23 protein-coding genes are annotated in these 19438 nt (G+C 73.0%); 12 read left to right on the top strand and 11 right to left on the bottom strand.

Features of this window, described 5'->3' with window-relative positions; genetic code table 11:
• Positions 1 to 8 precede the first annotated feature (8 nt).
• The 4 genes from P3T27_RS12515 to P3T27_RS12500 all read left to right on the top strand — a co-directional run bounded on the left by P3T27_RS12515 (position 9) and on the right by P3T27_RS12500 (position 5124).
• Positions 9 to 413, top strand: a complete 405-nt coding sequence (locus tag P3T27_RS12515) for a nuclear transport factor 2 family protein (protein WP_280677525.1) — start codon at positions 9 to 11, stop codon at positions 411 to 413.
• A 342-nt stretch (positions 414 to 755) separates the two neighbouring features.
• Positions 756 to 1985: a hypothetical protein gene (locus P3T27_RS12510; protein ID WP_280677523.1), complete on the top strand. Its 1230-nt coding sequence runs from the start codon at positions 756 to 758 to the stop codon at positions 1983 to 1985.
• 235 nt (positions 1986 to 2220) lie between these two features.
• Positions 2221 to 3765, top strand: coding sequence for an FMN-binding glutamate synthase family protein (locus P3T27_RS12505; protein WP_280677521.1), 1545 nt, complete (start codon positions 2221 to 2223; stop codon positions 3763 to 3765).
• Positions 3766 to 4044: 279 nt separating this feature from the next.
• On the top strand, positions 4045 to 5124 hold the full coding sequence (locus P3T27_RS12500; RefSeq protein WP_280677519.1) for a HEAT repeat domain-containing protein: 1080 nt from the start codon (positions 4045 to 4047) through the stop codon (positions 5122 to 5124).
• On the opposite strand, the gene P3T27_RS12495 is transcribed toward P3T27_RS12500, so the two are convergent.
• The 4 genes from P3T27_RS12495 to P3T27_RS12480 form a co-directional block, all read right to left on the bottom strand.
• Positions 5125 to 5463, bottom strand: a complete 339-nt coding sequence (locus tag P3T27_RS12495; RefSeq protein WP_280677517.1) for a hypothetical protein — start codon at positions 5461 to 5463, stop codon at positions 5125 to 5127.
• 112 nt (positions 5464 to 5575) lie between these two features.
• The gene (locus tag P3T27_RS12490) at positions 5576 to 5779 is read right to left on the bottom strand and encodes a DUF397 domain-containing protein (protein WP_280677515.1); all 204 of its coding nucleotides are present in this window, start codon (positions 5777 to 5779) and stop codon (positions 5576 to 5578) included.
• A 140-nt stretch (positions 5780 to 5919) separates the two neighbouring features.
• Positions 5920 to 6126 carry a DUF397 domain-containing protein gene (locus P3T27_RS12485; RefSeq protein WP_348534088.1) on the bottom strand — a complete coding sequence of 69 codons (207 nt, stop codon included), beginning with the start codon at positions 6124 to 6126 and terminating at the stop codon, positions 5920 to 5922.
• Entirely contained in the window at positions 6116 to 6952 is an 837-nt protein-coding gene (locus P3T27_RS12480; protein ID WP_280677512.1) for a helix-turn-helix transcriptional regulator, read from the bottom strand. The genes P3T27_RS12485 and P3T27_RS12480 overlap by 11 nt, the downstream gene beginning before the upstream one ends.
• A gap of 118 nt (positions 6953 to 7070) precedes the next feature.
• On the opposite strand from P3T27_RS12480, the gene P3T27_RS12475 reads away from it, so the two are divergent.
• The 3 genes from P3T27_RS12475 to P3T27_RS12465 all read left to right on the top strand — a co-directional run bounded on the left by P3T27_RS12475 (position 7071) and on the right by P3T27_RS12465 (position 8077).
• Positions 7071 to 7268: a hypothetical protein gene (locus P3T27_RS12475; RefSeq protein ID WP_280677510.1), complete on the top strand. Its 198-nt coding sequence runs from the start codon at positions 7071 to 7073 to the stop codon at positions 7266 to 7268.
• A complete protein-coding gene (locus P3T27_RS12470; protein ID WP_280677509.1) occupies positions 7268 to 7516 on the top strand; it encodes a hypothetical protein in 249 nt (82 codons plus the stop codon). Before P3T27_RS12475 ends, P3T27_RS12470 begins: the two co-directional genes overlap by 1 nt.
• Before the next feature lie 96 nt (positions 7517 to 7612).
• Positions 7613 to 8077, top strand: a complete 465-nt coding sequence (locus P3T27_RS12465; RefSeq protein WP_280677507.1) for an NUDIX domain-containing protein — start codon at positions 7613 to 7615, stop codon at positions 8075 to 8077.
• 17 nt (positions 8078 to 8094) lie between these two features.
• Here the strand turns inward: P3T27_RS12465 and P3T27_RS40985 are convergent, their stop codons facing one another.
• On the bottom strand, positions 8095 to 8346 hold the full coding sequence (locus tag P3T27_RS40985) for a hypothetical protein (RefSeq protein ID WP_348534087.1): 252 nt from the start codon (positions 8344 to 8346) through the stop codon (positions 8095 to 8097).
• 289 nt (positions 8347 to 8635) lie between these two features.
• A complete protein-coding gene (locus P3T27_RS12455) occupies positions 8636 to 9295 on the bottom strand; it encodes a histone deacetylase (protein WP_280677505.1) in 660 nt (219 codons plus the stop codon).
• 383 nt (positions 9296 to 9678) lie between these two features.
• Between P3T27_RS12455 and P3T27_RS12450 the strand changes: the two genes are divergently transcribed.
• From P3T27_RS12450 to P3T27_RS12440, 3 genes are all read left to right on the top strand, one after another.
• Positions 9679 to 13656 (top strand): Pls/PosA family non-ribosomal peptide synthetase, encoded by a 3978-nt coding sequence (locus P3T27_RS12450; RefSeq protein ID WP_280677503.1) that lies wholly within the window; start codon positions 9679 to 9681, stop codon positions 13654 to 13656.
• Between the two features lie 87 nt (positions 13657 to 13743).
• Positions 13744 to 13956: a DUF4287 domain-containing protein gene (locus tag P3T27_RS12445; protein WP_280677502.1), complete on the top strand. Its 213-nt coding sequence runs from the start codon at positions 13744 to 13746 to the stop codon at positions 13954 to 13956.
• Positions 13957 to 14377: 421 nt separating this feature from the next.
• Positions 14378 to 14965, top strand: a complete 588-nt coding sequence (locus P3T27_RS12440) for a hypothetical protein (RefSeq protein WP_280677501.1) — start codon at positions 14378 to 14380, stop codon at positions 14963 to 14965.
• A gap of 15 nt (positions 14966 to 14980) precedes the next feature.
• Here P3T27_RS12440 and P3T27_RS12435 read toward each other — a convergent pair whose 3' ends face one another.
• The 5 genes from P3T27_RS12435 to P3T27_RS12415 all read right to left on the bottom strand — a co-directional run bounded on the left by P3T27_RS12435 (position 14981) and on the right by P3T27_RS12415 (position 17882).
• Complete coding sequence (locus tag P3T27_RS12435; RefSeq protein WP_280677500.1) at positions 14981 to 15616, bottom strand: flavin reductase family protein; 636 nt, start codon at positions 15614 to 15616, stop codon at positions 14981 to 14983.
• Between the two features lie 143 nt (positions 15617 to 15759).
• Positions 15760 to 16392, bottom strand: a complete 633-nt coding sequence (locus P3T27_RS12430) for a carbonic anhydrase (protein ID WP_280677499.1) — start codon at positions 16390 to 16392, stop codon at positions 15760 to 15762.
• An 88-nt stretch (positions 16393 to 16480) separates the two neighbouring features.
• Positions 16481 to 17098, bottom strand: coding sequence for a PASTA domain-containing protein (locus tag P3T27_RS12425; RefSeq protein WP_280677497.1), 618 nt, complete (start codon positions 17096 to 17098; stop codon positions 16481 to 16483).
• Entirely contained in the window at positions 17098 to 17637 is a 540-nt protein-coding gene (locus P3T27_RS12420; protein ID WP_280677832.1) for a SigE family RNA polymerase sigma factor, read from the bottom strand. The genes P3T27_RS12425 and P3T27_RS12420 overlap by 1 nt, the downstream gene beginning before the upstream one ends.
• Before the next feature lie 101 nt (positions 17638 to 17738).
• Positions 17739 to 17882, bottom strand: coding sequence for a hypothetical protein (locus P3T27_RS12415; RefSeq protein ID WP_280677495.1), 144 nt, complete (start codon positions 17880 to 17882; stop codon positions 17739 to 17741).
• Between the two features lie 161 nt (positions 17883 to 18043).
• Between P3T27_RS12415 and P3T27_RS12410 the strand changes: the two genes are divergently transcribed.
• Together P3T27_RS12410 and P3T27_RS12405 are read left to right on the top strand one after the other, a co-directional pair.
• A complete protein-coding gene (locus tag P3T27_RS12410) occupies positions 18044 to 18307 on the top strand; it encodes a hypothetical protein (protein WP_280677494.1) in 264 nt (87 codons plus the stop codon).
• Positions 18308 to 18515: 208 nt separating this feature from the next.
• Positions 18516 to 19343, top strand: a complete 828-nt coding sequence (locus tag P3T27_RS12405; RefSeq protein ID WP_280677492.1) for an alpha/beta hydrolase — start codon at positions 18516 to 18518, stop codon at positions 19341 to 19343.
• Positions 19344 to 19438: the final 95 nt, after the last annotated feature.

Genomic DNA, 19438 nt, shown 5'->3' with positions numbered 1-19438 from the left:
GACCCGTCATGTCGCAGACCACCGCAATCGACGTCGACCGGATCGTGCAGCGCTATGTCGCCGTCTGGAGCGAGCCGGACCCGGCCGCACGCGAGCGCGCCGTCGCCGAACTGTGGGCCCCGGACGGCGTCGAGTTCGTCGAGAACACCCAGTTCCGCGGCCACGACGGGCTGGTCGACCGGGTCGCGGAGGCGTACGGGCTGTTCGTCGCCACCGGCGACTACGACATCACCGACGACAACCACGTCACCGTTCACGACGACGTGGTCATGTTCACCATCCAGCTGGCGTACGCCAAGGGCCCCCGGACCGGCGAGGTGGCCTGGGCCGCCCGGGTCTTCCTTGTGCTGGACGACGACGGCCGGATCCTGCAGGACTACCACCTGACCGTCCAGCCGCTGCCCGAGGCATAGGACCCGGCCGGGCCGTCTGGTGCGGTCCGACAAAGCCACCAGGGCGGCCTACTCCGACACCGCGTCGGAGCAGGCCGCCGCGTTCGTGTGCAGGGCAGCCTCGCGGGCCCGGGGGACGCTGGGGCATCCGATCGGTATGGCATAGCCCACAGATCAATATGTACAACTTTCAACATAAATGGCGGTAGCGTCGTTCTTGTCCCACCACGGCACGGCCGTCTCCCCTTCCCCAGGTGACGGCGCGGGGTGGGACGCGCGGCAGAGCGAAGCTGGCACACCGCTTGGCCTTGAGCCGTCCCGCCGCAAGCGGAGCAGCAGTAGACGGAGCAGGAGCAGAGAGACATGAGAGCCCTGGCCTTCGCGCCACGTCCGGCCGCCACCGCCCGGTGGCGCGAAGCGCCAAGCCGCACCCCCCGGCTGCCACGCGCCTCCTGGCCGGCGCTCCCGGGGCGGCTGACCGGCGTCCTCACCCGCAATGCCATCCTCACCCGCAGCGCCAAGGGGCTCGTCGCGGCCCTGCTCGCCTGGCAGACCGCCTCGTGGTGGCTCCCCGGACAGCAGCAGTACCTCGCCGTAGCCACCGCACTGGCCATGGTCAACGCCCCGACCATCTACCGATCGGTGACGCAGGCGCTACGCAGTGTGGCAGCCCGGGCCGCGGGGCTGTCCCTGGCCGTGGCCGTCGCGTGGCTGCTCGGTCCGGCCGCGGGAAGCGTCGCCGTGATACCGGCCATCGCCCTGGTCGCCGGCGGTCGCCGGGGCTCCGAAAGCCGCCTCCAGATCGCCTCGACAGCGGTACTCGCCCTGGCAGCGGCGGCCGCCGTCCCCATGGGCCACGTCGTGACACTGACCCTGGCAACCCTGACCGGCGCGGTCACGGGAATCGCGGTCAACGCCCTCATCCTTCCACCGCTGTACCTCGGCGCCTCCGACACCTCGGTGCGCGAACTCGCCACGGCCATGGGAGAACTGCTCGGCGACATGGGCCACGGACTGCGCGAGCGGCAGCACACCGACCGCGCCCACCTGTGGCTGGAGCGGGGCAGGCACCTCGACGAACTGGTGGTCCAGGCGCAGGAGGACGTACGCCAGGGCCAGGAGAGCCAGCGCTGGAACACCCGGTGCGTCATCCACGCAGAACGGAAGCCGCCGGCCCACGGCGAGGTGCTGCGCGCCCTGCACCGGGTCTCCTTCCAGGTCCGAGGCATCGCACGGACACTGGCCGACAGCGTCGACGACCGCCACCACACCGGCCACGGCCTGAGTCAGCTCTTCCTCGACCGGTACGCGGCGACCCTGGAGACCGCCGGACACGCGATGAAGTCGTTCGCCACCCCCGGGCGGACCGGCGGACCCGAACTGGACACCGCCTGCGGGCCGCTACGCCATGCGATCGAGGACGCCACGGCCTGGCACAGGACGCTGACCGACGAGATCAAGCGCGGCACGCTGGCCGAACCGGGCGCCTGGCACGTCTACGGATCGCTGATCACCGACATCGAACGCCTGCTCTTCGACCTGGAGCGCACCGACCGACTCGCCCCGGCCGCACCCGGGCTCAGCCCGTCGTAACGCACGACGCGCAGTGCACAACGCGCAGTACGCCCGAGCCGCTCGGCGGGTGGAGCGAGCACGAGCCCCGACCAGCGCCCTGACCGCAAGCCCGTTCGTGCGGCCTCTTAACATCATTTCGCATTCGTCGACGGACGCCGCCGCCCGCTCGGCTGCGCGCCCGCCGCCCAACGCCGAACACGACACGACGACTCCGCCGCATGGTGATGGGGTCGTGCATCGAGGAGGAACGTTCATGCACGCTCGGAGGATCGGCGCGGCCGCCGCAACAGCGGTGGCGCTTCTGGCCGCCCGCGACCTCGTCCAGAAGCGGCACGCGCTGCTGCGGAACTTCCCGGTGGTCGGGCACGCCCGGTACCTGTTGGAGAGGATCGGGCCGGAGCTGCGGCAGTACATCGTGACCTCGAACGAGGAGGAGCGCCCGTTCAGTCGTGATCAGCGGACCTGGATCTACGCGTCGGCGAAGGAGGAGAACAACTACTTCGGGTTCGGAACCGAGGTCGACGTCGAACACGTGCAGGGGCACGCCTACGTGAAGCAGCGCACGTTCGCCGGCGCGCTGCCCGACGCGCACGACCCGCAGGCCCCGCTGCCCTCGGCCAAGGTGCTGGGCGGGCCGCGCGGTCGCGCCAAGGCGTTCCGGCCGGCGAGCGTGGTGAACATCTCGGCGATGAGCTTCGGATCGCTCTCCGGCGCGGCCGTCACCGCGCTCAACAAGGGGGCGGCGCTGGCCGGCACGATGCACAACACGGGCGAGGGCGGCCTCTCGCCGTACCACCGAAACGGCGGTGACCTCGTCCTCCAGCTCGGCACGGCCTACTTCGGCTGCCGCAACGAGGACGGCAGCTTCAACCTCGACAAGCTCAAGGACGTGGTCGCCGGAGCCCCGGTCAAGGCGATAGAGATCAAGCTCTCCCAGGGCGCCAAGCCGGGGCTGGGCGGGATGCTGCCGGGAGCGAAGGTGACCGAGGAGATCGCCCGGATCCGCGGCATCCCGGTCGGCCAGGACTGTGCCTCCCCGTCGCGGCACAGCGCGTTCGGCGACGTCGACTCGATGCTCGACTTCGTCGAGTTGCTCGCCACCGAGACCGGTCTGCCGGTCGGGGTCAAGAGCGCGGTGGGGGAGATGGGCTTCTGGCAGGAGCTGGCCACGCTGATGGCGCGGGGCGACCGCGGGGTCGACTTCGTGACGGTCGACGGCGGCGAGGGCGGCACCGGGGCGGCGCCGCGGATGTTCGCCGACTCGGTGTCGCTGCCGTTTCGGATGGGCTTCTCCCGGGTCTACGGCACCTTCGCCGAGCTGGGGCTGACCGACGACCTGACCTTCATCGGCTCAGGCAAGCTCGGCCTGCCCGAGAACGCCGCGGTCGCCTTCGCCCTGGGCGTCGACATGATCAACGTCGCTCGTGAGGCGATGCTGTCGATCGGCTGCATCCAGGCGCAGAAGTGCCACACCGACAAGTGCCCCACCGGCATCGCGACCCAGAACCCGTGGCTGGCCCGCGGCCTCGACCCGGCCTCGAAGGCCACCCGGGCCGCCGTCTACCTGCGCACCCTGCGCAAGGAGCTGCTCAAGGTCTCGGCGGCCGTCGGCGTCGCCCACCCGGCACTCATCACGGCCGACGACATCGAGATCATGAACGGCGACTACGAGGCCCGCACCCTGGCCGGCGTCTACGGCTACAAGGACGGCTGGGGCGAACTCGGCCCGCACCTCGCCGATGAGATCACGGCACTCCTCGCCACCAAGCCGACCCCCGTCCGGAAACCGGCCATCTGACACGCCGACAGCGACAGGCACCGCGCTCAAGGACCCCCTGCGCGGAGCACGGGCGCGGCACCAGCCCGTGACCCCGCGGGTGCTGAGAAGTCGGGTGTGTCCGTGGAGGTGGTTCGCGAGCTTGAGCAGCAGCGGAAGCATGCGGCGCGGCTTCGGTGTTCTTCTGGTCGCCCCTGGTGATCTGGTGCGTCCGGCGTTGTCGACGCGTACGTGGACCGGAAGCGCGGTCGGGCCGACAATTCCCGCGCGCACGCGCGGTTCGTGCACCAGAATGCCCGCATGGAATCGGACACCGTGGCGGAACTGGTCACGCGGGCACTGGCGGCAGCGCGCGCCATCGCCTCCTCGGACGACCCGGACGACGACGACGGCTGGGTCGATTACGTATCGCTGCTGTGGCGGGCGGCCGCCGACGGGGCGGCGGCGCTGCCGCTCGGCCTGGAGCTGATCGGTTCGGCCGATCCGATCGAGCGCGTGGCAGGCTGCGACCTGCTGCGCGACACCGGCAACCAGCACGAGGCAGTCCGCGCCGGGACGGCCACCGCGCTGGTCGCCCTCGCGCAGCGGGAGACCGAGGGCCGCGTGCTGAAGTCCCTGGCACGCGCGATCGAGCAGACGCACGACCCGCGCGCCGTCCCCGTCCTCGTCACCCTCGCCGGGCATCCTGACGCCGAGGTCCGCGAGGAGGTGGCCCGCTCGTTCGCGGAGGTCGTCACCGGCCTGCCGGACGGACCGGACATCCACGCCCTCATCGGGCTGACCCAGGACCCGGACCCGAATGTCCGCGACTGGGCGACGTTCACCCTCGGTGTCCAGGCCGAGGTGGACAGCCCCGCGATCCGGGCCGCGCTCTGGGAGCGGACGGCCGACGAGCACGCCGAGACCCGTACGGAAGCAATCCGCGGACTGGCCTGTCGGCACGACCCCCGCGCCGTCCCGCTCCTGGCCGAACTGATCGACAACCCCGAGGGCGCACACGTCCTCACGTTCAGCGCGGCGCAGGTCACGGATGTCCCCGAACCGCTGCCGGCCCTCCTGGAGTACGAGCCCGGTGACGACTGGGTCACCGACGCCGTGAACGCCTGCAACCCGGCGCGGCGGGCCCGCCTGGACGCCTTTGCCTGGGAGCTGGTCTGCACGCTCCACCGGCTCCGCCCCGACCTGGACGCCGCCGTCTCGATGGAACGCTTCGGCTGGGGCCGCTCCCTCGGCGTCGACGCCGCCTTCGGGTCATCGGGCTACGACATCGAGGCGCTGCTCGTTCGCGCGGACGGCAACCCCACGCGCGCTGCCGAACTGGTCGCGACCGACCTGCCGAGAACCCTGCTCGAATCCCCTCCCGGCCCTCAGCCTCAGTGATCACACGCGATCAGTAGCGGGTGAGGCGCGCAGCAGCTGGATACCCTGATCGGCCAGCTCCTTCTCGAAGGGCTTGGAGGCGAAGCCCTTGTCCGAGATGGACAGGATGCCCTCGCGTTGGGCAACCAGGTCGGGGTCGACCTCCAGCATCGCGGCATCGCGGCGAGGACCTCGCGCTCGCCGATCTTCGGGTTGGCCAGTGCCCACATGATCGGCATCCCGGTCGGGGTGCACACCAGGGTGCAGGCGCAGGCCCCAGAAGAACCGGGAATGCAAGGCGCAGTAGCCGTAGCCGGCCCAGCCCGCCAGGTCGGACCGCTGGACGGTTGGGCGTGACATGCCTGGCCACCACGGTAGGCGAGAAGTGGGAAGTCGACGAGACCGACTTCTCGCAGTGGAACGGCATGGCCCCGCCACCCCTGGGGTGGGGTGGCGGGGCCGGGAGTTGCTGCTACCGGGCGTCGAACTCGCCGGTGCGGGCGGCGGTGACGAAGGCCTGCCAGGAGGTGGTGGGGAAGGCGAGGGCGGGGCCGCTCGGGTCCTTGGAGTCGCGGACCGGGACGACGTCGGGGAAGCCGTCTGCGACCTCGACGCACGCGCCGCCACCGCTGCTGTGCGAGCTCTTGCGCCAGGTGGTGATGAGTGTGCTGTTCATCGTGGTTCCCTCCTGATCGGGCGGTGTCAACTGGCCACCACGGTAGGCGGGGAGTGGGAAGTCGACGAGACCGACTTCTCGCAGTGGAGCGGCATGGCCCCGCCACCCCTGGGGTGGGGTGGCGGGGCCGGGAGTTGCTGCTACCGGGCGTCGAACTCGCCGGTGCGGGCGGCGGTGACGAAGGCCTGCCAGGAGGTGGTGGGGAAGGCGAGGGCGGGGCCGCTCGGGTCCTTGGAGTCGCGGACCGGGACGACGTCGGGGAAGCCGTCTGCGACCTCGATGCATTCGCCCCCGCCGCCGCTGTACGTGCTCTTGCGCCAGCGAGCGCCGGATAGGTCAAGGTGCACTTTCAAATCCCTTCCGTACTACGCGGATCAGCTCGAGCGACGCGGCCAGAGGCAGCGCCTCGGCTTGCAGTCGATCGTACTCCCTGGCCCAGTCGGCGAGGGTTTCGGCGTCGCGCTCCAGAAAGCCGCGCTGGTGGGTCTCCGAATAGCCGAGCAGTGAACGATTCGGCATCGTGAGCAGGGTAACCGGGTGTGCGAACGGCCGGTTCTCCCCAAGACTGAGCGGGGCTACCTGGATGGTCATGTTCGGCTGGTTGGCCAGTCTCTCCAGGTGGGCCAACTGGCCAACCATCACGGCTGATCCGCCGATTGGTCGTCGCAAGCTCCACTCGTCGAGAACGGCCTGGACGTAGGGCGGCGACGGACGGTTGATCCGTTCCTGCCGGGCGAGGAGAAACCGCGTTCGCTCGTCGGCCTGCTGCTGTGTGACAGCCCCGCGTCGGACGAAGGCCTGCTCGTATGCAGTGGCGTAGTCCGCGGTCTGCAGAAGCCCTGAGACGACTCCGATCTGGAAGAGCCGGACGGCAGTTGCTTCGGCCTCCTTCTCCGCGTACTCAGGGAATCCCTCTATCAAGATGCTGTGCTCAAGCTGGTCGAGCATCAGGGCGAGCGTGCCGCCAGTGGCGAGGTACGCGTCCACGACCTCCACGAATCTGCGGCTCGGCGGACGGATGCCGCGCTCGACGCTGGAGATGTAGGCCCCGGAGTAGGAGATGGCCTCTCCAAGCTCCGTCTGGGTCAGGTTGCGTGCCTCGCGCGAACGGCGGAGCTGGATCCCGAGGGCCGCGTAGGGGGATGACGTGGGGTCAAGATCCTTACGGTTCATGAAGCTTCCCAACTGAACCATGCTGAACTGGCGACTTCAGATGCTTCCCTAGGAGGGGGTCGTTCCGCAACCCTTTTCCATACAGAACGTGAAGGATCGACTGCGGAAGGTTATTCCCATGGCTCACGCTGAAGTGCCCCGGCTCCACGGTTACGGGGTGCGTTGGGATCCGGAGGCCCGGTGCTACCGGGTGCGGAACGAGACCACGGGGGAGTGGTTGCGCCAATCCTCGGGCGAGCTGAGCGGGTTCAGCTCCTTCTCCGCCGCTTACAGCGCCTGGCGCGGGTTCGAGGCGCGTCGGCGGGTGGGGGCGTGATGGGGTCCAAGCTCTACCGGGCCACCGCCGAGCAGCGGCGCGAGGCCGCCGACGTCGTCGACGACCTCGTGGCCGTGCTGACCCTGGGTGGCGCGAAGCTCCCTTCCGTCGAAGTGGACTGGGAGCACGGGCGGATGACGGGCTGCTACCTGATCAGCCTCGGCTGCGCCCGCCCCTTCGACCTGCTCCGGATCGTCGACCTGCTCCGCAAGGGCCTGCGCTACGAGCGCCTGACCCATGGCGACTGACGACCTCCTCGCCCGCCTGCTCTGGTGGGCGTGCTTCGCCGCCGCTCTCCTCGCCGGTATCAGCTGGCAATCCCGCAACAGGAAGTAGCCCCACCCATGCGTGACCCCCGACTTCTCGCCAAGCCGCCGGTGTGCCGGCTGGGCTGTCTGGTCCTCGTGCGCAACCCGCGCGGCGACGTGCTGCTCGTCGACCCGGACTACATGGACGGCCTGATCCTGCCCGGTGGCGCCGCCGGCCCGAACGAGCCGCCGAACCTCGCCGCCGCCCGTCACCTGCGCGAGGAGACCGGCCTCACCCTGCGCCTGACCGACGTCCTGGCCGTCGACTTCACCCCCGCCGACCGCTACCTGGAGCGCCTCGGCCTGGTCTTCGACGGCGGCACCGTCACCACCACCCGCCTCGCCGTCCCGCCCCAGCACCGCAGCGGACTGCTCGGCGCCCGCTTCGTCCCCACCCCCGAACTCCCCGACGTCATGGCTCCCGCCCAGGCCGCCCGCGTCGCCGAAGCCCTCGCCAACCGCAGCCTGCCCCTCCTCCTGCACGGCCAGCGCTCCGCGTAGACCGTTCCCGCCGCCGGTCAGCGGCACAGGGCCGTGGCCATGACGCTGCCGAGGTGCTTGGAGACCGCAGGGGCGGAGGACTCGACGGTTGCCGCGACGCTGGTGGCGCGCCGGCCGCCCTCGGTGGCGCCGGCCCGGGTCTGGTGCCCCGGGATGCCGCCGCTGTGGCCCCAGTACGCGCCGTCGCCGCACGGCAGCGGCATGCCCGCGAGCCCGAGCCCGTAGCGGATGCCGGGGCCCAGGTCGTCGGCGGGGACGGCGGTACGCATCTGGGCGAGCTGGGCCTCAGGAAGGGGGGTCGCCGCCCAGCAGCGCGCCGTGGAACCGGTTGAGGTCGGAGTCGGTGGAGATCATCTGCCCCGCCGCCCAGGTCCAGGAGGGGTCCATCTGCGTGAAGTCGCGCAGCGGCGCGCCGGCGGCGGTCCGGTAGTAGCCCTTGGGGTGGGGCTCCCGGAGGCCCTGGTCGCCGGGGGCGGGGAAGTCGGTGTGGCGCAGCCCGATGCTGTCGATGACGCGGCGGGTCGCCCCCGCACCGCCCCCGCACCGCCCCCGGCGGCGTCACTCCGACGGCGGTACGACCAGCGGCCCGAGTGCCGCCACCGCGTTCGGGCTCCAGTGCCCGGCGGCGCCCGGGCGGGAAGCGAGGTAGCTGGCGGTGTGCCAGGGGCCCCAGCCGTGGGACTCGGCCAGGCCCGCGGCCAGGACGCGCAGGTAGGCGGCCGAGGGCGGGTTGAGCTCGGCGTCGGCCAGAGCGACGGGGGCGGTGAAGGTCAGCAGCGGGTACCCGTCCAACTCGCCCGCGCACACCAGCGTCTCGTACCGGCCGGGCCCGATCCGGTCGCGCCCGTGCGCGAGCGCGCGGGTGAGGTCGAGATCGGTGCCGGGGGAGCGGTGCATCTCCTGGGCGGCGACGTCGCTGAATTGACCTTCCGTCACCAGGTAGCCGCGGCACGGCATTCGGCCATTGGTCTGCGGATCGTAAAATCCCCGGCCGCCGCCCCACACCGCCGACTCCTGGGCGAAATAGAGCGTACCTGACAGTAGCAACGGCACGTCGCGCAGCGGCGGGCGTCGGTCACGGCACCCCAGGTGGGTGTGCGCGCCGCCGATCGGGCGGCCGCCGCGCAGGTAGCAGGCGAAGCGGGCGGAGTCCAGGTTTGACCCGTACGCCGCGTACCAGACGAGGCGCTCACCACCGGCCGCTCGGGAGGCGCTCATGGGCTTCGCTCCCCGGGCGCCCCGTTCGCGCCCGGCCACCGGTGCGATCCGGCCACGACCATCGTCAAACCTCCAGATTCGGTGGACCCGTCTTCACTACCCGTAGTGTTTCTGCCGTCATGGCGTTCACCGATCTTCCCTCCACCGTCATATGCCCCGCGCCTTCGACGACTAGCCTTCACCAGCGAAAACGCTCGAAAGCACCCGAAATGACTTTCGAATCGTTCCTTGCTGTCCCCAAATGTCACCGAAAATGAAAAGTTCCTTTGACTCCATCTTCCTGGGATCCAGCGGGCTCCCAGCGGAGTCATGGTGAATGGGGTGCACGCAAGGTGACTCCCTGTATGCACCCCTTTATGTACCCCCCAGTCGAGGACCCCCTTATGGATGTACGTCAGGACCTGGCAGGGCCGGGCACGCTGAACCGCCCCGCGCCGGGCCACGCCATCGGTTGGCCGGTGGCTCAGCCCGCGCACCCGCGCAGCCTGCTCGACATCGTGGCCGCCACCGCACAGGCCCACCCGCACGCACCCGCGCTGGACACCGGCACCGCCGTGCTCGGCTACGGCGCTCTGCTGCAGGAGGTCGACGCCCTCGCCGGCGTCCTGGCCGGACACGGCATCGGCACCGGCGACCGGGTCGGCGTGCGCATCCCCTCCGGCACCGCCGACCTCTACGTCGCCATCCTCGCCGTCCTGCGCTGCGGCGCCGCCTACGTGCCCGTCGACGCCGACGACCCCGACGAGCGCGCCGACATGATCTGGCAGGACGCCCGGGTGTGCGCCGTCCTCGGCGCCGAACGCCGGCTGACCCCCGGCCCCGGCCCGCAGCCCGGCGGGCGCCCCGCCTGGCCCACGCCCGACGACGACGCGTGGATCATCTTCACCTCCGGCACCACCGGCCGCCCCAAGGGCGTCGCCGTCACCCACCGCTCCGCCGCCGCCTTCGCCGACGCCGAGGCCCGCCTCTTCCTCCGGGCCCAGCCGCTCGGACCCGGCGACCGCGTCCTGGCCGGCCTGTCGGTCGCCTTCGACGCCTCCTGCGAGGAGATGTGGCTGGCCTGGCGCCACGGTGCCTGCCTGGTGCCCGCCCCCCGCTCCCTGGTCAAGGCCGGCACCGACCTCGGCCCCTGGCTGGTGGAACGCCGCATCACCGCCATCTCCACCGTCCCCACCCTGCTCGCCCTGTGGCCGCAGGAGTGCCTGGACGCCGTGCGCCTGATCATCGTCGGCGGCGAGGCCTGCCCCGCCGAACTCGTCGAGCGCCTCGCCACCCCCGGCCGCGAGTTCTGGAACACCTACGGGCCCACCGAGACCACCGTCGTCGCCACCGCCGCCCGCATGCTGCCCGGCCAGCCCGTACGCATCGGCGCGCCCCTGGACGGCTGGGAGATCGCCGTCGTCGACCCCGCCGGGAACCCCGTCCCCTGGTACGAGACCGGCGAACTCCTCATCGGCGGCATCGGCACCGCCCGCTACCTCGACCCCGCCAAGGACGCCGAGAAGTTCACCGCCCACCCGGCGTTCACCTCGCCCCGCGTCTACCGCAGCGGCGACCTCGTGCGCAACGACCCCGAAGGCCTCGTCTTCGTCGGCCGCGCCGACGACCAGGTCAAACTCGCCGGCCGGCGCATCGAACTCGGCGAGATCGACGCCGCCCTGCAGGCCCTGCCCGGCATCCGCGCCGCGGCCGCCGCCGTCCGCAAGACCCCCGCCGGCGCCGACCTGCTCGTCGGCTACCTCGTCCCCCGACCCGGCGCCACCCCCGACCTCACGGACGCCCGCCGCCTCCTGCTGGAGCGCCTGCCCGCCCCGCTCGTGCCCGTCCTCGCCCTCGTCGACTCCCTGCCCACCCGCACCTCCGGCAAGGTCGACCGCAACGCCCTGCCCTGGCCGCTCGCCACCACCGGCACCCAGGACCGCGCCCAGAGCGCCCCCCTGGACGGCACCGCCGCCTGGCTCGCCGGCCACTGGGAGGGCCTGCTCGGGATGGCCCCCGCGGGCGGCGACGACTTCTTCGCCCTCGGCGGCTCCAGCCTCACCGCCGCCCGCCTCGTCTCCGAACTGCGCACCCGCCACCCCGGCGTCTCCGTCGCCGACCTCTACGCCCACCCCGTCCTCGGCGACCTCGCCGCCTACCTCGACGGCCTGCGCGGCGAGCCCGAAGCGGGCACCGCCCAGGCCCCCGCCCCGGCCCGGCCCGTGCGCCGCACCCCCGCCAGCGCCGGCCTGTGGCAGAGCCTGATCCTGCTCGGCGTCTTCACCCTCGCCGGACTGCGCTGGATCCTCGCCCTCTCCGTCTTCGACAACCTCACCGGCAGCCGCCTCAGCTGGGCCCCGCACAGCTCCTGGTGGCTCATCGCCGGCGGCCTGCTCCTCTTCTTCAGCGCCCCCGGCCGCACCCTCCTCGCCGCCGGCGCCGCCCGCCTGCTCACCGCCCGCCTGCGCCCCGGCAGTCACCCCCGCGGCGGCCACGCCCACCTGCGGCTGTGGGCCGCCGAACGCGTGGTCACCCTGTTCGGCGTCGGCGCCCTCGCCGGCACCCCCTGGGCCCGCCGCTACGCCCGGGCGCTCGGCTGCCGCGTCGGCCCCGGCGCCCTCCTGCACACCCTGCCCCCCGTCACCGGCCTCGCCCGCATCGGCGCCGGCGCCACCATCGAACCCGAAGCCGACCTCGCCGGCTGGTGGCTCGACGGCGACACCCTCCACCTCGGCCACGTCGACATCGGTGAAGGCGCCCGCATCGGCGGCCGCTCCACCCTCATGCCCGGTGCCCGCGTCGGCGCCGGCGCCGACATCGCCCCCGGCTCCTGCGTCACCGGCGCCGTCCCCGCCGGCGAACACTGGCACGGCTCCCCGGCCCGGCCCTCCACCGAGGCCCGCACCACCTGGCCCGAGCCCGCCGTCACCCCCCGCTCCCGCTTCTGGAACCTCGCCTACGGCGCCGGCCTGACGCTCTTCGGCCTCCTGCCGATCGTCGCCGCCCTGCCCGCGCTCGCCATCGTCTACCCGATGATCGACACCGACCGCACCCTCACCGCGGCCCTCCTCCGACTCCTGCCCGCCACCATCCCGCTGGCCGCCCTCGCCATCGTGTGCCACGCCGCGCTGATAGCACTGCTGGTCCGCCTCTTCTCCATCCCGCTGCACCCCGGCTTCCACCCCGCCCACGGCCGCGTCGCCTACTGCGCCTGGGCCGTCACCCGCCTCAGCGACACCGCCCGGCGCACCCTCTTCCCCTTCTACGCCAGCCTCTTCACCCCCGTGTGGCTGCGCCTGCTCGGCGCCAAGGTCGGCCGCCGCGTCGAGGCCTCCACCGTCCTCGCCCTGCCCGGCCTGATGCGCGTCGACGACGGCGCCTTCCTCGCCGATGACACCCTCGTCGCCCCCTACGAGCTGCGCGCCGGCTGGCTGCACATCGGCCCCGCCCACGTCGGGCGCCGCTCCTTCGTCGGCAACTCCGGCATCGTCGGCCCCGGCCGCAAGCTGCCCGACAACTCCCTCGTCGGCGTCCTGTCCGACACCCCCGCCCACGCCCCCGAAGGCTCCTCCTGGCTCGGCCGCCCCGCCTTCGCCCTCCCGCGCGTCGCGGCCGCCGGCGGCGACGCCCGCACCTACAACCCGCCCCGGCGCCTCATGTGGGCCCGCGCCGGCGTCGAACTGTGCCGCCTGCTGCCCATCGTGCTGGCCGCCCTCCTCGGCGACCTCGTCCTGGCCGCCCTCCAGGCGCTGCGCGACGACTACGGCCTGCCCCGCGCCCTGGCCGCCGCCGGCCTCGTCCTCATCGCCGCCGCCGTCGTCGCCTGCCTGGTCACCACCGCCGCCAAGTGGCTCCTCGTCGGACGCTTCCGCGTCGCCGAACACCCGCTGTGGTCCACCTTCGTGTGGCGCAACGAGCTCTACGACTCCTTCGTCGAGGAACTCGCCATGCCCTTCGGCGGCTCCAGCATCACCGGCACGCCCTACCTGAACGTCTGGCTGCGCAGCCTCGGGGCCCACATCGGCCGCGGCGTGTGGTGCGAGACCCACTGGCTGCCCGAGAGCGACCTCGTCACCGTCGAAGCCGGCGCCAGCGTCAACCGCGGCACCGTCCTGCAGACCCACCTCTTCCACGACCGCGTGATGCGGCTGGGCCCGGTCCACCTCGGCGCCGGCTCCACCACCGGGCCGCACTCCATCGTCCTGCTCAACTCCGCCCTCGGCGCCGGCACCACCGTCGGCCCCGCCTCCCTGGTCATGCGCGGCGAGAACGTCCCCGGCGCCACCCGCTGGCTCGGCAACCCCGTCGCCGCCTGGAACGCCGACCCCACCCCGCCCGCCGGGCGCCGGGCCGGCCGCGCCCGGCGCCGCGCGGGGGTGTGACGCGGCTCACCCCGGGCGGGCGATGAGTTCCCGGTGCGGTCGCGGTCCTACCTGCAGAACGCGACCGCACCGAGAGGACACCCGGCCATGACCGCCACCCCCGCCAAGGGCCCCGCCAGCTACTTCCCGTCCATCGAGAAGAAGCACGGCCGCCCCATCGCCGAGTGGAAGGACCTCATCCGCACCTCCCCGCTCACCCGGCACATGGAGCTCGTCGCCTGGCTCAAGACCGAGCACGGCCTCGGCCACGGCCACGCCAACGCCCTCGTCGCCCACACCCTCGCCGACGCCGCGGCCTGACCGCCCGGGCCACCCGCCCGCCCCGCGACGGCCCCCCGCCACGGCCCCCTGATCCCGCCCGGATCCGGGGGTCGACGCGCGTGCCCTCCGGTACGGCACGCACCCGGGCTCCCGCGGCACGAAGGCGCTCGCACCGTGGAGGTGGGCAGCACCTGCCGGGGGAGGGGCCCCGGGCGGACGACGGCGGGTCCGGGGCCGCCTGCGGCACGATCGGGAAGCAGGCGGCCCCGGACCCGGGTCGTTCCGTACGGGCGGGGCATCGACCGCGATGCCCGTACGGCTGCGGTCGGGACCCATTCGACGACTTCAACAGCACTTGAAGTCAAGCCCCCGGCGGCCGCCGGCGCCGGGAGGAGGGGTAGCCTCGCTCCCGGCGGGGACCGGCGGACGAGGTTTCAGACGAGGTTTCAGGGGCGGGCGAATGGAACAGCAGCAGCGCGGCTACTGGCGGGTGGCGGACGGTTCGGCGGTCAGCTCCACCCAGGCCCAGGTCGCCTGGACCAGAGCCGCCTACCCGGCCCTGGTGGACGTGGCACGCCGCTACCACGCGGTGATCACCTACGCCGAGCTCGCCGAGGCGGTGCAGGAGGCGGCCGGCATTCGCACCCGGGTGCACCAGCGCACCTGGATCGGCAAGGTGCTGGCCCTGGTGGTGCGCGAGGCGCACCGGCGCGGGGACCCGCCGCTGACCGCGCTGGTGGTGCACGCCACCGACGGCATGGTCGGCGTCGGCTACCAGGAGGTGCTGGCCGTGGCCGGGCAGCCGCCGCTGGCGGGGGAGATGGACCGCGAGCAGCACGCCGCCGCGGCCCGCCTCGCCTGCTACCGGCACTTCGGCGCGCCGCTGCCCGCCGACGGCGGCACCCCCGCGCTGGCGCCGCGCCTGCAGGCGTCCGTCACCCGCAAGGCGGCCGTCGCCGCCCCGCCCCGCCCGCCGGCGATCTGCCCCTCCTGCTTCCTCCAGCTGCCCGCCACCCTGGTCTGCGACTCCTGCGGGGCCACCGCGTAGGGCCCTGCCCCGTCGTCAGACGGCGGCGGGCAGCCGGCCCGGCATCTGCCAGCCCTCGGCGAGCCGGGAGGGGGCCAGGCGCCGGCCGTCGCCGAAGAACTCGCAGAACTTCATGATCAGCGGATCCCAGCCCAGCGGGTCGACGTAGTGGTCGGTGCCGGGCACGATCAGCCGCTCCTCGACGTGGGCGCGCACGACGGTGACCTCGAAGGCGGTGCAGTACGGGTTGCCGGCCATCGGGGTGGCCACCTCCAGCCGGCACTCCAACTGGACGGGGCACTGCGCGGCACGCGGCGCCCCCACCAGCTCCGATGGCTGCTCGGTGAGCCCGGCGGCGGCGAACTTGCGCCGCTCGTAGCGGTAGCCCTGCTCCCGGCGGTGCTCGGTGATGTCCGGGTTGGCGGTCAGCATCGCGAGGCCGTCGACGGCGTCGACCTGCCCGGAGGAGGGCAGGTTGAGCACGCACTCGCCCTCGCGCCGCAGGTTGACGGCGGTCTGGGCGGTGTTGCCCAGGCCCAGCACGCAGGACTGTCCGAGCCACCAGGCCGAGGACATCGGCGCCAGGTTGGCGCTGCCGTCCTCGTTACGGGTGCTGATCAGCACCACCGGGGTGCCGAAGTAGAGGACCTTGAGGTCGGTGGCCTTGTGCACGGGAATGCCGTCCTTGGGTGGGAAACCGTTGTCGGCCTCCGACTCTGCCCCGCCCGCCCGGGGCCCGCTGGCGGGGATCGGACACCGCGTTCGGCGGTCAGCGCGCGGCGGCCGGCGATCCGGGCGAGACCCCGACCGGCCGGTCAGCGCGAGGTGCCGACCGGGCCGCGGGCGGCCACCGCACGGGCCTGGCCGTCGCGCAGCCGGTAGGACAGGCCCACGACGCCCACCGCGCCCTCGGCCACCTTGGCGGCCAGCAGCTGGGAGCGCTCCAGCAGCAGGTCCACGGTCTGGCGGATGTGCTCGTCGACGATCCCGTCCGGGTCCTCGATGCCCGCGGCCCGCGCCGACACCACGCTCGGGGTGACCCGCTCGACCACGTCGCGCACGAAACCGCCGGGCAGCCGGCCCTGGTCGAGCGCCGCTATCGCCGCGCCCACCGCGCCGCAGGAGTCGTGCCCCAGCACCACCACCAGCGGGCACTCCAGCACGCTCACCCCGTACTCGATGCTGCCCAGCGCCTCGGCCCCGGTGACGTGCCCGGCCGTGCGCACCACGAACAGGTCGCCCAGCCCCCGGTCGAAGATGATCTCGGCCGCCAGCCGGGAGTCCGAGCAGCCGAACAGCACCGCGAAGGGCCGCTGCGCCGGCGCGAGGGCGGCCCGGCGCCCGGCGTCCTGGTTGGGATGCTCCGGGCTGCCCGCGACGAACCGGGCATTGCCCTCCATCAGCACCCGCATCGCCTGGTCGGGGCCGGATATCGGTGAGGAGATCATGCCTGCACCCTAGATCGCCGCAGGTGGGGCCCGCAGCCGGGGGTCCACGAGCGGGCCGCCGGGCGCGGGGGCCCGGCGGCGGCGCCGGTCAGTGGCTCGGCGAGCCCTTGGAGACGAACACCTGGACCGTCGAGTGCGCCGGCGCGGTGCGGCCGGCCTGCGGCTCGGAGTTGATGACCGATCCGGCGGGCACCTTCCAGTCGGTGAACTCGTGGACCTCGTAGCGCAGCCCCGCCGCCTCCAGCAGCCTGATGGCCGCATCCTTGTCCAGACCCGTCAGGGACGGCACGCTCACCTGTGCGCCCTCGCCCGGCTGCGCCGCGGGCGAGGGGGTGCCGGAGGCCTCCGGCGGCCCGGAGGTGGCGGAGGACGCGAAGGGGGAGGGCGTGCCCTCGGACGGCTGCGCCGTGGCGCTCGCGGGCCCGACCGGCAGGCCCCCGGCGGGCGTCGGGCCCGAACCGGGCGCGAGCAGTGTCGCGCCCGTGCCGATGGCGACCACCGCGGCCGCCGCCACCACGCTGGTGAGCACGGTGCGCCGGCGCACCGTGCGCCGGATGTCGAGGGCGTCGATGACGGGGGCGGGGGCGTTGTCGGCGAATGCGGTCATGGCGGCGAGGAGCTCCTTGTCGAAGTCGGGATCGGGGTCGGGATCGGGGCCGAAGCCGGGGCCGGTGCGGTCGGGATCGTGGGACGGGAAGCGGGTCATCACGCACCTCCGCGCGAGGTCGGCGGCGCGGACGGGACGTCCTGCCGGGGCAGTGCGGACCGCAGTTTCGCGAGGCCGCGGGCGAGTTGGGAGCGCACGGCGCCGGGGGAGATGTCCAGTGTCTGCGCGATCTCCTGGTCCCCCAGGTCGTGGAGGTAGTACAGGACGACCACGGTGCGCATCCCCATCGGCAGCGTGTGCAGCGCCGTGACGAGCTCCGCGCGCAGCTCCACCGACCGGTAGGCGTCGCGCGGGTCGGCGTGCTCGGCGCCGGGCGCCGCGGCGGGGCGCTCGCCGGAGCGGCTCAGCCGCCGCCAGCGGTCGTTGGCCAGGTTCACCAGGATCCGGCGCACGTACGCCTCGGGCACCTCCGCGGCCGCCACCCGCCGCCAGTTGCGGCAGGCCCGCTCCAGCGCCTCCTGAACGAGGTCCTCCGCGGTGTGCGCGTCCCCGGTGAGTACGTACGCCGTCCGGAACAACGCGCCCGAACGCTGCTGCACGAACTCGACGAAGTCGATCCCGGGACTGGCCCTGCGCAGCCTCACCCGCCGCCCTCACTCTCTTTCCCGCCGTCACTTTCCGCCCCCTTGACGGCCCCCGGCCCCGCCCTGCTGCACCACCGCCCCGAAAGTGGCGCGCCTCACACCGGGCGGACGCCGCCCGGACGCCGCCGGTGGTTCGCCCGTCGGTGGTCCGTCCGGCGGTGGTTCGCCCGGTCGGGGGCCGTGCGGGGGTGCTCGTCGGCGGGGTGCCCGTTCTCGCGGGTGATGGAGCGGCAGATCATGCCAGAAGGCTCCGACGGGTGCGGGATCGGAGTGATAGCCGCACCCGAGTGGCGGCCCCCCTGTAGCTGTGCGTATGCGAATGTGCGTCGATGGTGGTGAGCCGCCGAATCCGGGCGGTCTGTCGAACCATCACCTCTGATGTCTGGAAGGGCTTTTCCTCATGCGTACTGCGTACCGCGTCCTGGCCGTCTCCGCTCTCGCGCTGCCGCTCGTCGTGGGCGGGGCGACCATCGCCTCCGCCGACTCCCCCGTTCCGACCGCGAACTTCGACCACGGCGCGTTCTCCGTCGGCCCGAACGGCAGTGCCCTGCACGTCACCGATGTCGACTTCGGCCCTGGCGGTGCCTCCTACCTCAACGCCCTCCTGGTCATCGGCCCGGACGGCGTGGCCGGCGACTTCACCGAGACCGGCATCGGCCACTGACCCGTCCCGTCCCGTACCGCCGCTGCCCCGGACCGCCGGTCCGGGGCAGCGGCGCGTCCGGGCCGCCCTCACCCGGACGGCGCAGCGCCGCGTCCCCTGCCACCCGGTCCCCGGCCGCCGTGGGATGCGGCCCCCGCGCGCCTCCCGTTGGATGAACCTGCGGCCCCGGCGGGCCGACCCCCCGCGTACCACCCGAAGGAGCAGCAGCATGCCCATCTCCCGGACCCGCGACGGCGTCGAGATCTTCTACCAGGACTGGGGCAGCGGACGCCCCGTGGTGTTCATCCACGGCTGGCCGCTCAACGGCGACGCCTGGCAGGACCAGATGAAGGCCGTCGCGGACGCCGGCCTGCGGGCCATCGCGCACGACCGGCGCGGCCACGGCCGCTCCACCCCGGTCTACGACGGCTACGACTTCGACACCTTCGCCGACGACCTCGACAGCCTGCTCACCGGGCTCGACCTGCGCGACGCCACCCTGGTGGCCCACTCCATGGGCGGCGGCGAGCTCGCCCGCTACATCGGCCGCCACGGCACCGGGCGGCTGCGCTCCGCCGTCCTGCTGTCGGCGATCACCCCGCGCATGGCGCAGGGCCCCGGCAACCCCCACGGCGTGCCCGGCACCGTCCTCGACGACATCAAGGCCGGCATCCTCACCGAGCGCTCCCAGTTCTGGCAGGACACCTCCGTCAACTTCTTCTCCGCCGACCGCCCGGGCTCCCGGGCCACCCAGGGCAACCGGGACGCCTTCTGGTTCATGGCCATGCAGCAGACCATCGAGGGCGGCGTCGACTGCGTGGACGCCTTCGGCTACACCGACTTCCACGACGACCTGGCCCGGTTCGACATCCCCACCCTGATCGTCCACGGCGACGACGACCGGATCGTCCCCATCGACGCCACCGCCCGCCGCGCCGTCGAGCTCATCCCCGGCGCCGTCCTGAAGGTCTACGAGAACGGCTCGCACGGCATCGCGATGGTCCCCGGCGACAAGGAGCGCTTCAACGCGGACCTGCTGGAGTTCCTGAAGCAGTGAGGCCGGAGCACTTCAGGGCGCGCGGCGCAGGGACCGGACGGTGACGTCGTCGCGGCTGCGGCCCCCGCTCCAGCGGCGGGCCTCGCGGTCCAGGG

The organism is Kitasatospora sp. MAA19, from assembly GCF_029894125.1.
GTDB lineage: Bacteria > Actinomycetota > Actinomycetes > Streptomycetales > Streptomycetaceae > Kitasatospora.
Note: the sequence above shows the minus strand (reverse complement) of the source record. Positions and strands in the feature narration are given on the sequence as shown.

Bases quoted from the DNA above. Each gene is read 5' to 3' on its own strand.
- P3T27_RS12470 (WP_280677509.1), top strand. From the start codon at position 7,268: ATGGGGTCCAAGCTCTACCGGGCCACCGCCGAGCAGCGGCGCGAGGCC.
- P3T27_RS12445 (WP_280677502.1), top strand. From the start codon at position 13,744: ATGACCGCCACCCCCGCCAAGGGCCCCGCCAGCTACTTCCCGTCCATC.
- P3T27_RS12405 (WP_280677492.1), top strand. From the start codon at position 18,516: ATGCCCATCTCCCGGACCCGCGACGGCGTCGAGATCTTCTACCAGGAC.
- P3T27_RS12490 (WP_280677515.1), bottom strand. From the start codon at position 5,779: ATGAACAGCACACTCATCACCACCTGGCGCAAGAGCTCGCACAGCAGC.
- P3T27_RS12505 (WP_280677521.1), top strand. From the start codon at position 2,221: ATGCACGCTCGGAGGATCGGCGCGGCCGCCGCAACAGCGGTGGCGCTT.
- P3T27_RS12515 (WP_280677525.1), top strand. From the start codon at position 9: ATGTCGCAGACCACCGCAATCGACGTCGACCGGATCGTGCAGCGCTAT.
- P3T27_RS12425 (WP_280677497.1), bottom strand. From the start codon at position 17,098: ATGACCCGCTTCCCGTCCCACGATCCCGACCGCACCGGCCCCGGCTTC.
- P3T27_RS12410 (WP_280677494.1), top strand. From the start codon at position 18,044: ATGCGTACTGCGTACCGCGTCCTGGCCGTCTCCGCTCTCGCGCTGCCG.
- P3T27_RS12465 (WP_280677507.1), top strand. From the start codon at position 7,613: ATGCGTGACCCCCGACTTCTCGCCAAGCCGCCGGTGTGCCGGCTGGGC.
- P3T27_RS12455 (WP_280677505.1), bottom strand. From the start codon at position 9,295: ATGAGCGCCTCCCGAGCGGCCGGTGGTGAGCGCCTCGTCTGGTACGCG.
- P3T27_RS12440 (WP_280677501.1), top strand. From the start codon at position 14,378: ATGGAACAGCAGCAGCGCGGCTACTGGCGGGTGGCGGACGGTTCGGCG.
- P3T27_RS12450 (WP_280677503.1), top strand. From the start codon at position 9,679: ATGGATGTACGTCAGGACCTGGCAGGGCCGGGCACGCTGAACCGCCCC.
- P3T27_RS40985 (WP_348534087.1), bottom strand. From the start codon at position 8,346: ATGCGTACCGCCGTCCCCGCCGACGACCTGGGCCCCGGCATCCGCTAC.
- P3T27_RS12510 (WP_280677523.1), top strand. From the start codon at position 756: ATGAGAGCCCTGGCCTTCGCGCCACGTCCGGCCGCCACCGCCCGGTGG.
- P3T27_RS12475 (WP_280677510.1), top strand. From the start codon at position 7,071: ATGGCTCACGCTGAAGTGCCCCGGCTCCACGGTTACGGGGTGCGTTGG.
- P3T27_RS12480 (WP_280677512.1), bottom strand. From the start codon at position 6,952: ATGAACCGTAAGGATCTTGACCCCACGTCATCCCCCTACGCGGCCCTC.
- P3T27_RS12495 (WP_280677517.1), bottom strand. From the start codon at position 5,463: ATGTCACGCCCAACCGTCCAGCGGTCCGACCTGGCGGGCTGGGCCGGC.
- P3T27_RS12500 (WP_280677519.1), top strand. From the start codon at position 4,045: ATGGAATCGGACACCGTGGCGGAACTGGTCACGCGGGCACTGGCGGCA.
- P3T27_RS12430 (WP_280677499.1), bottom strand. From the start codon at position 16,392: ATGATCTCCTCACCGATATCCGGCCCCGACCAGGCGATGCGGGTGCTG.
- P3T27_RS12415 (WP_280677495.1), bottom strand. From the start codon at position 17,882: ATGATCTGCCGCTCCATCACCCGCGAGAACGGGCACCCCGCCGACGAG.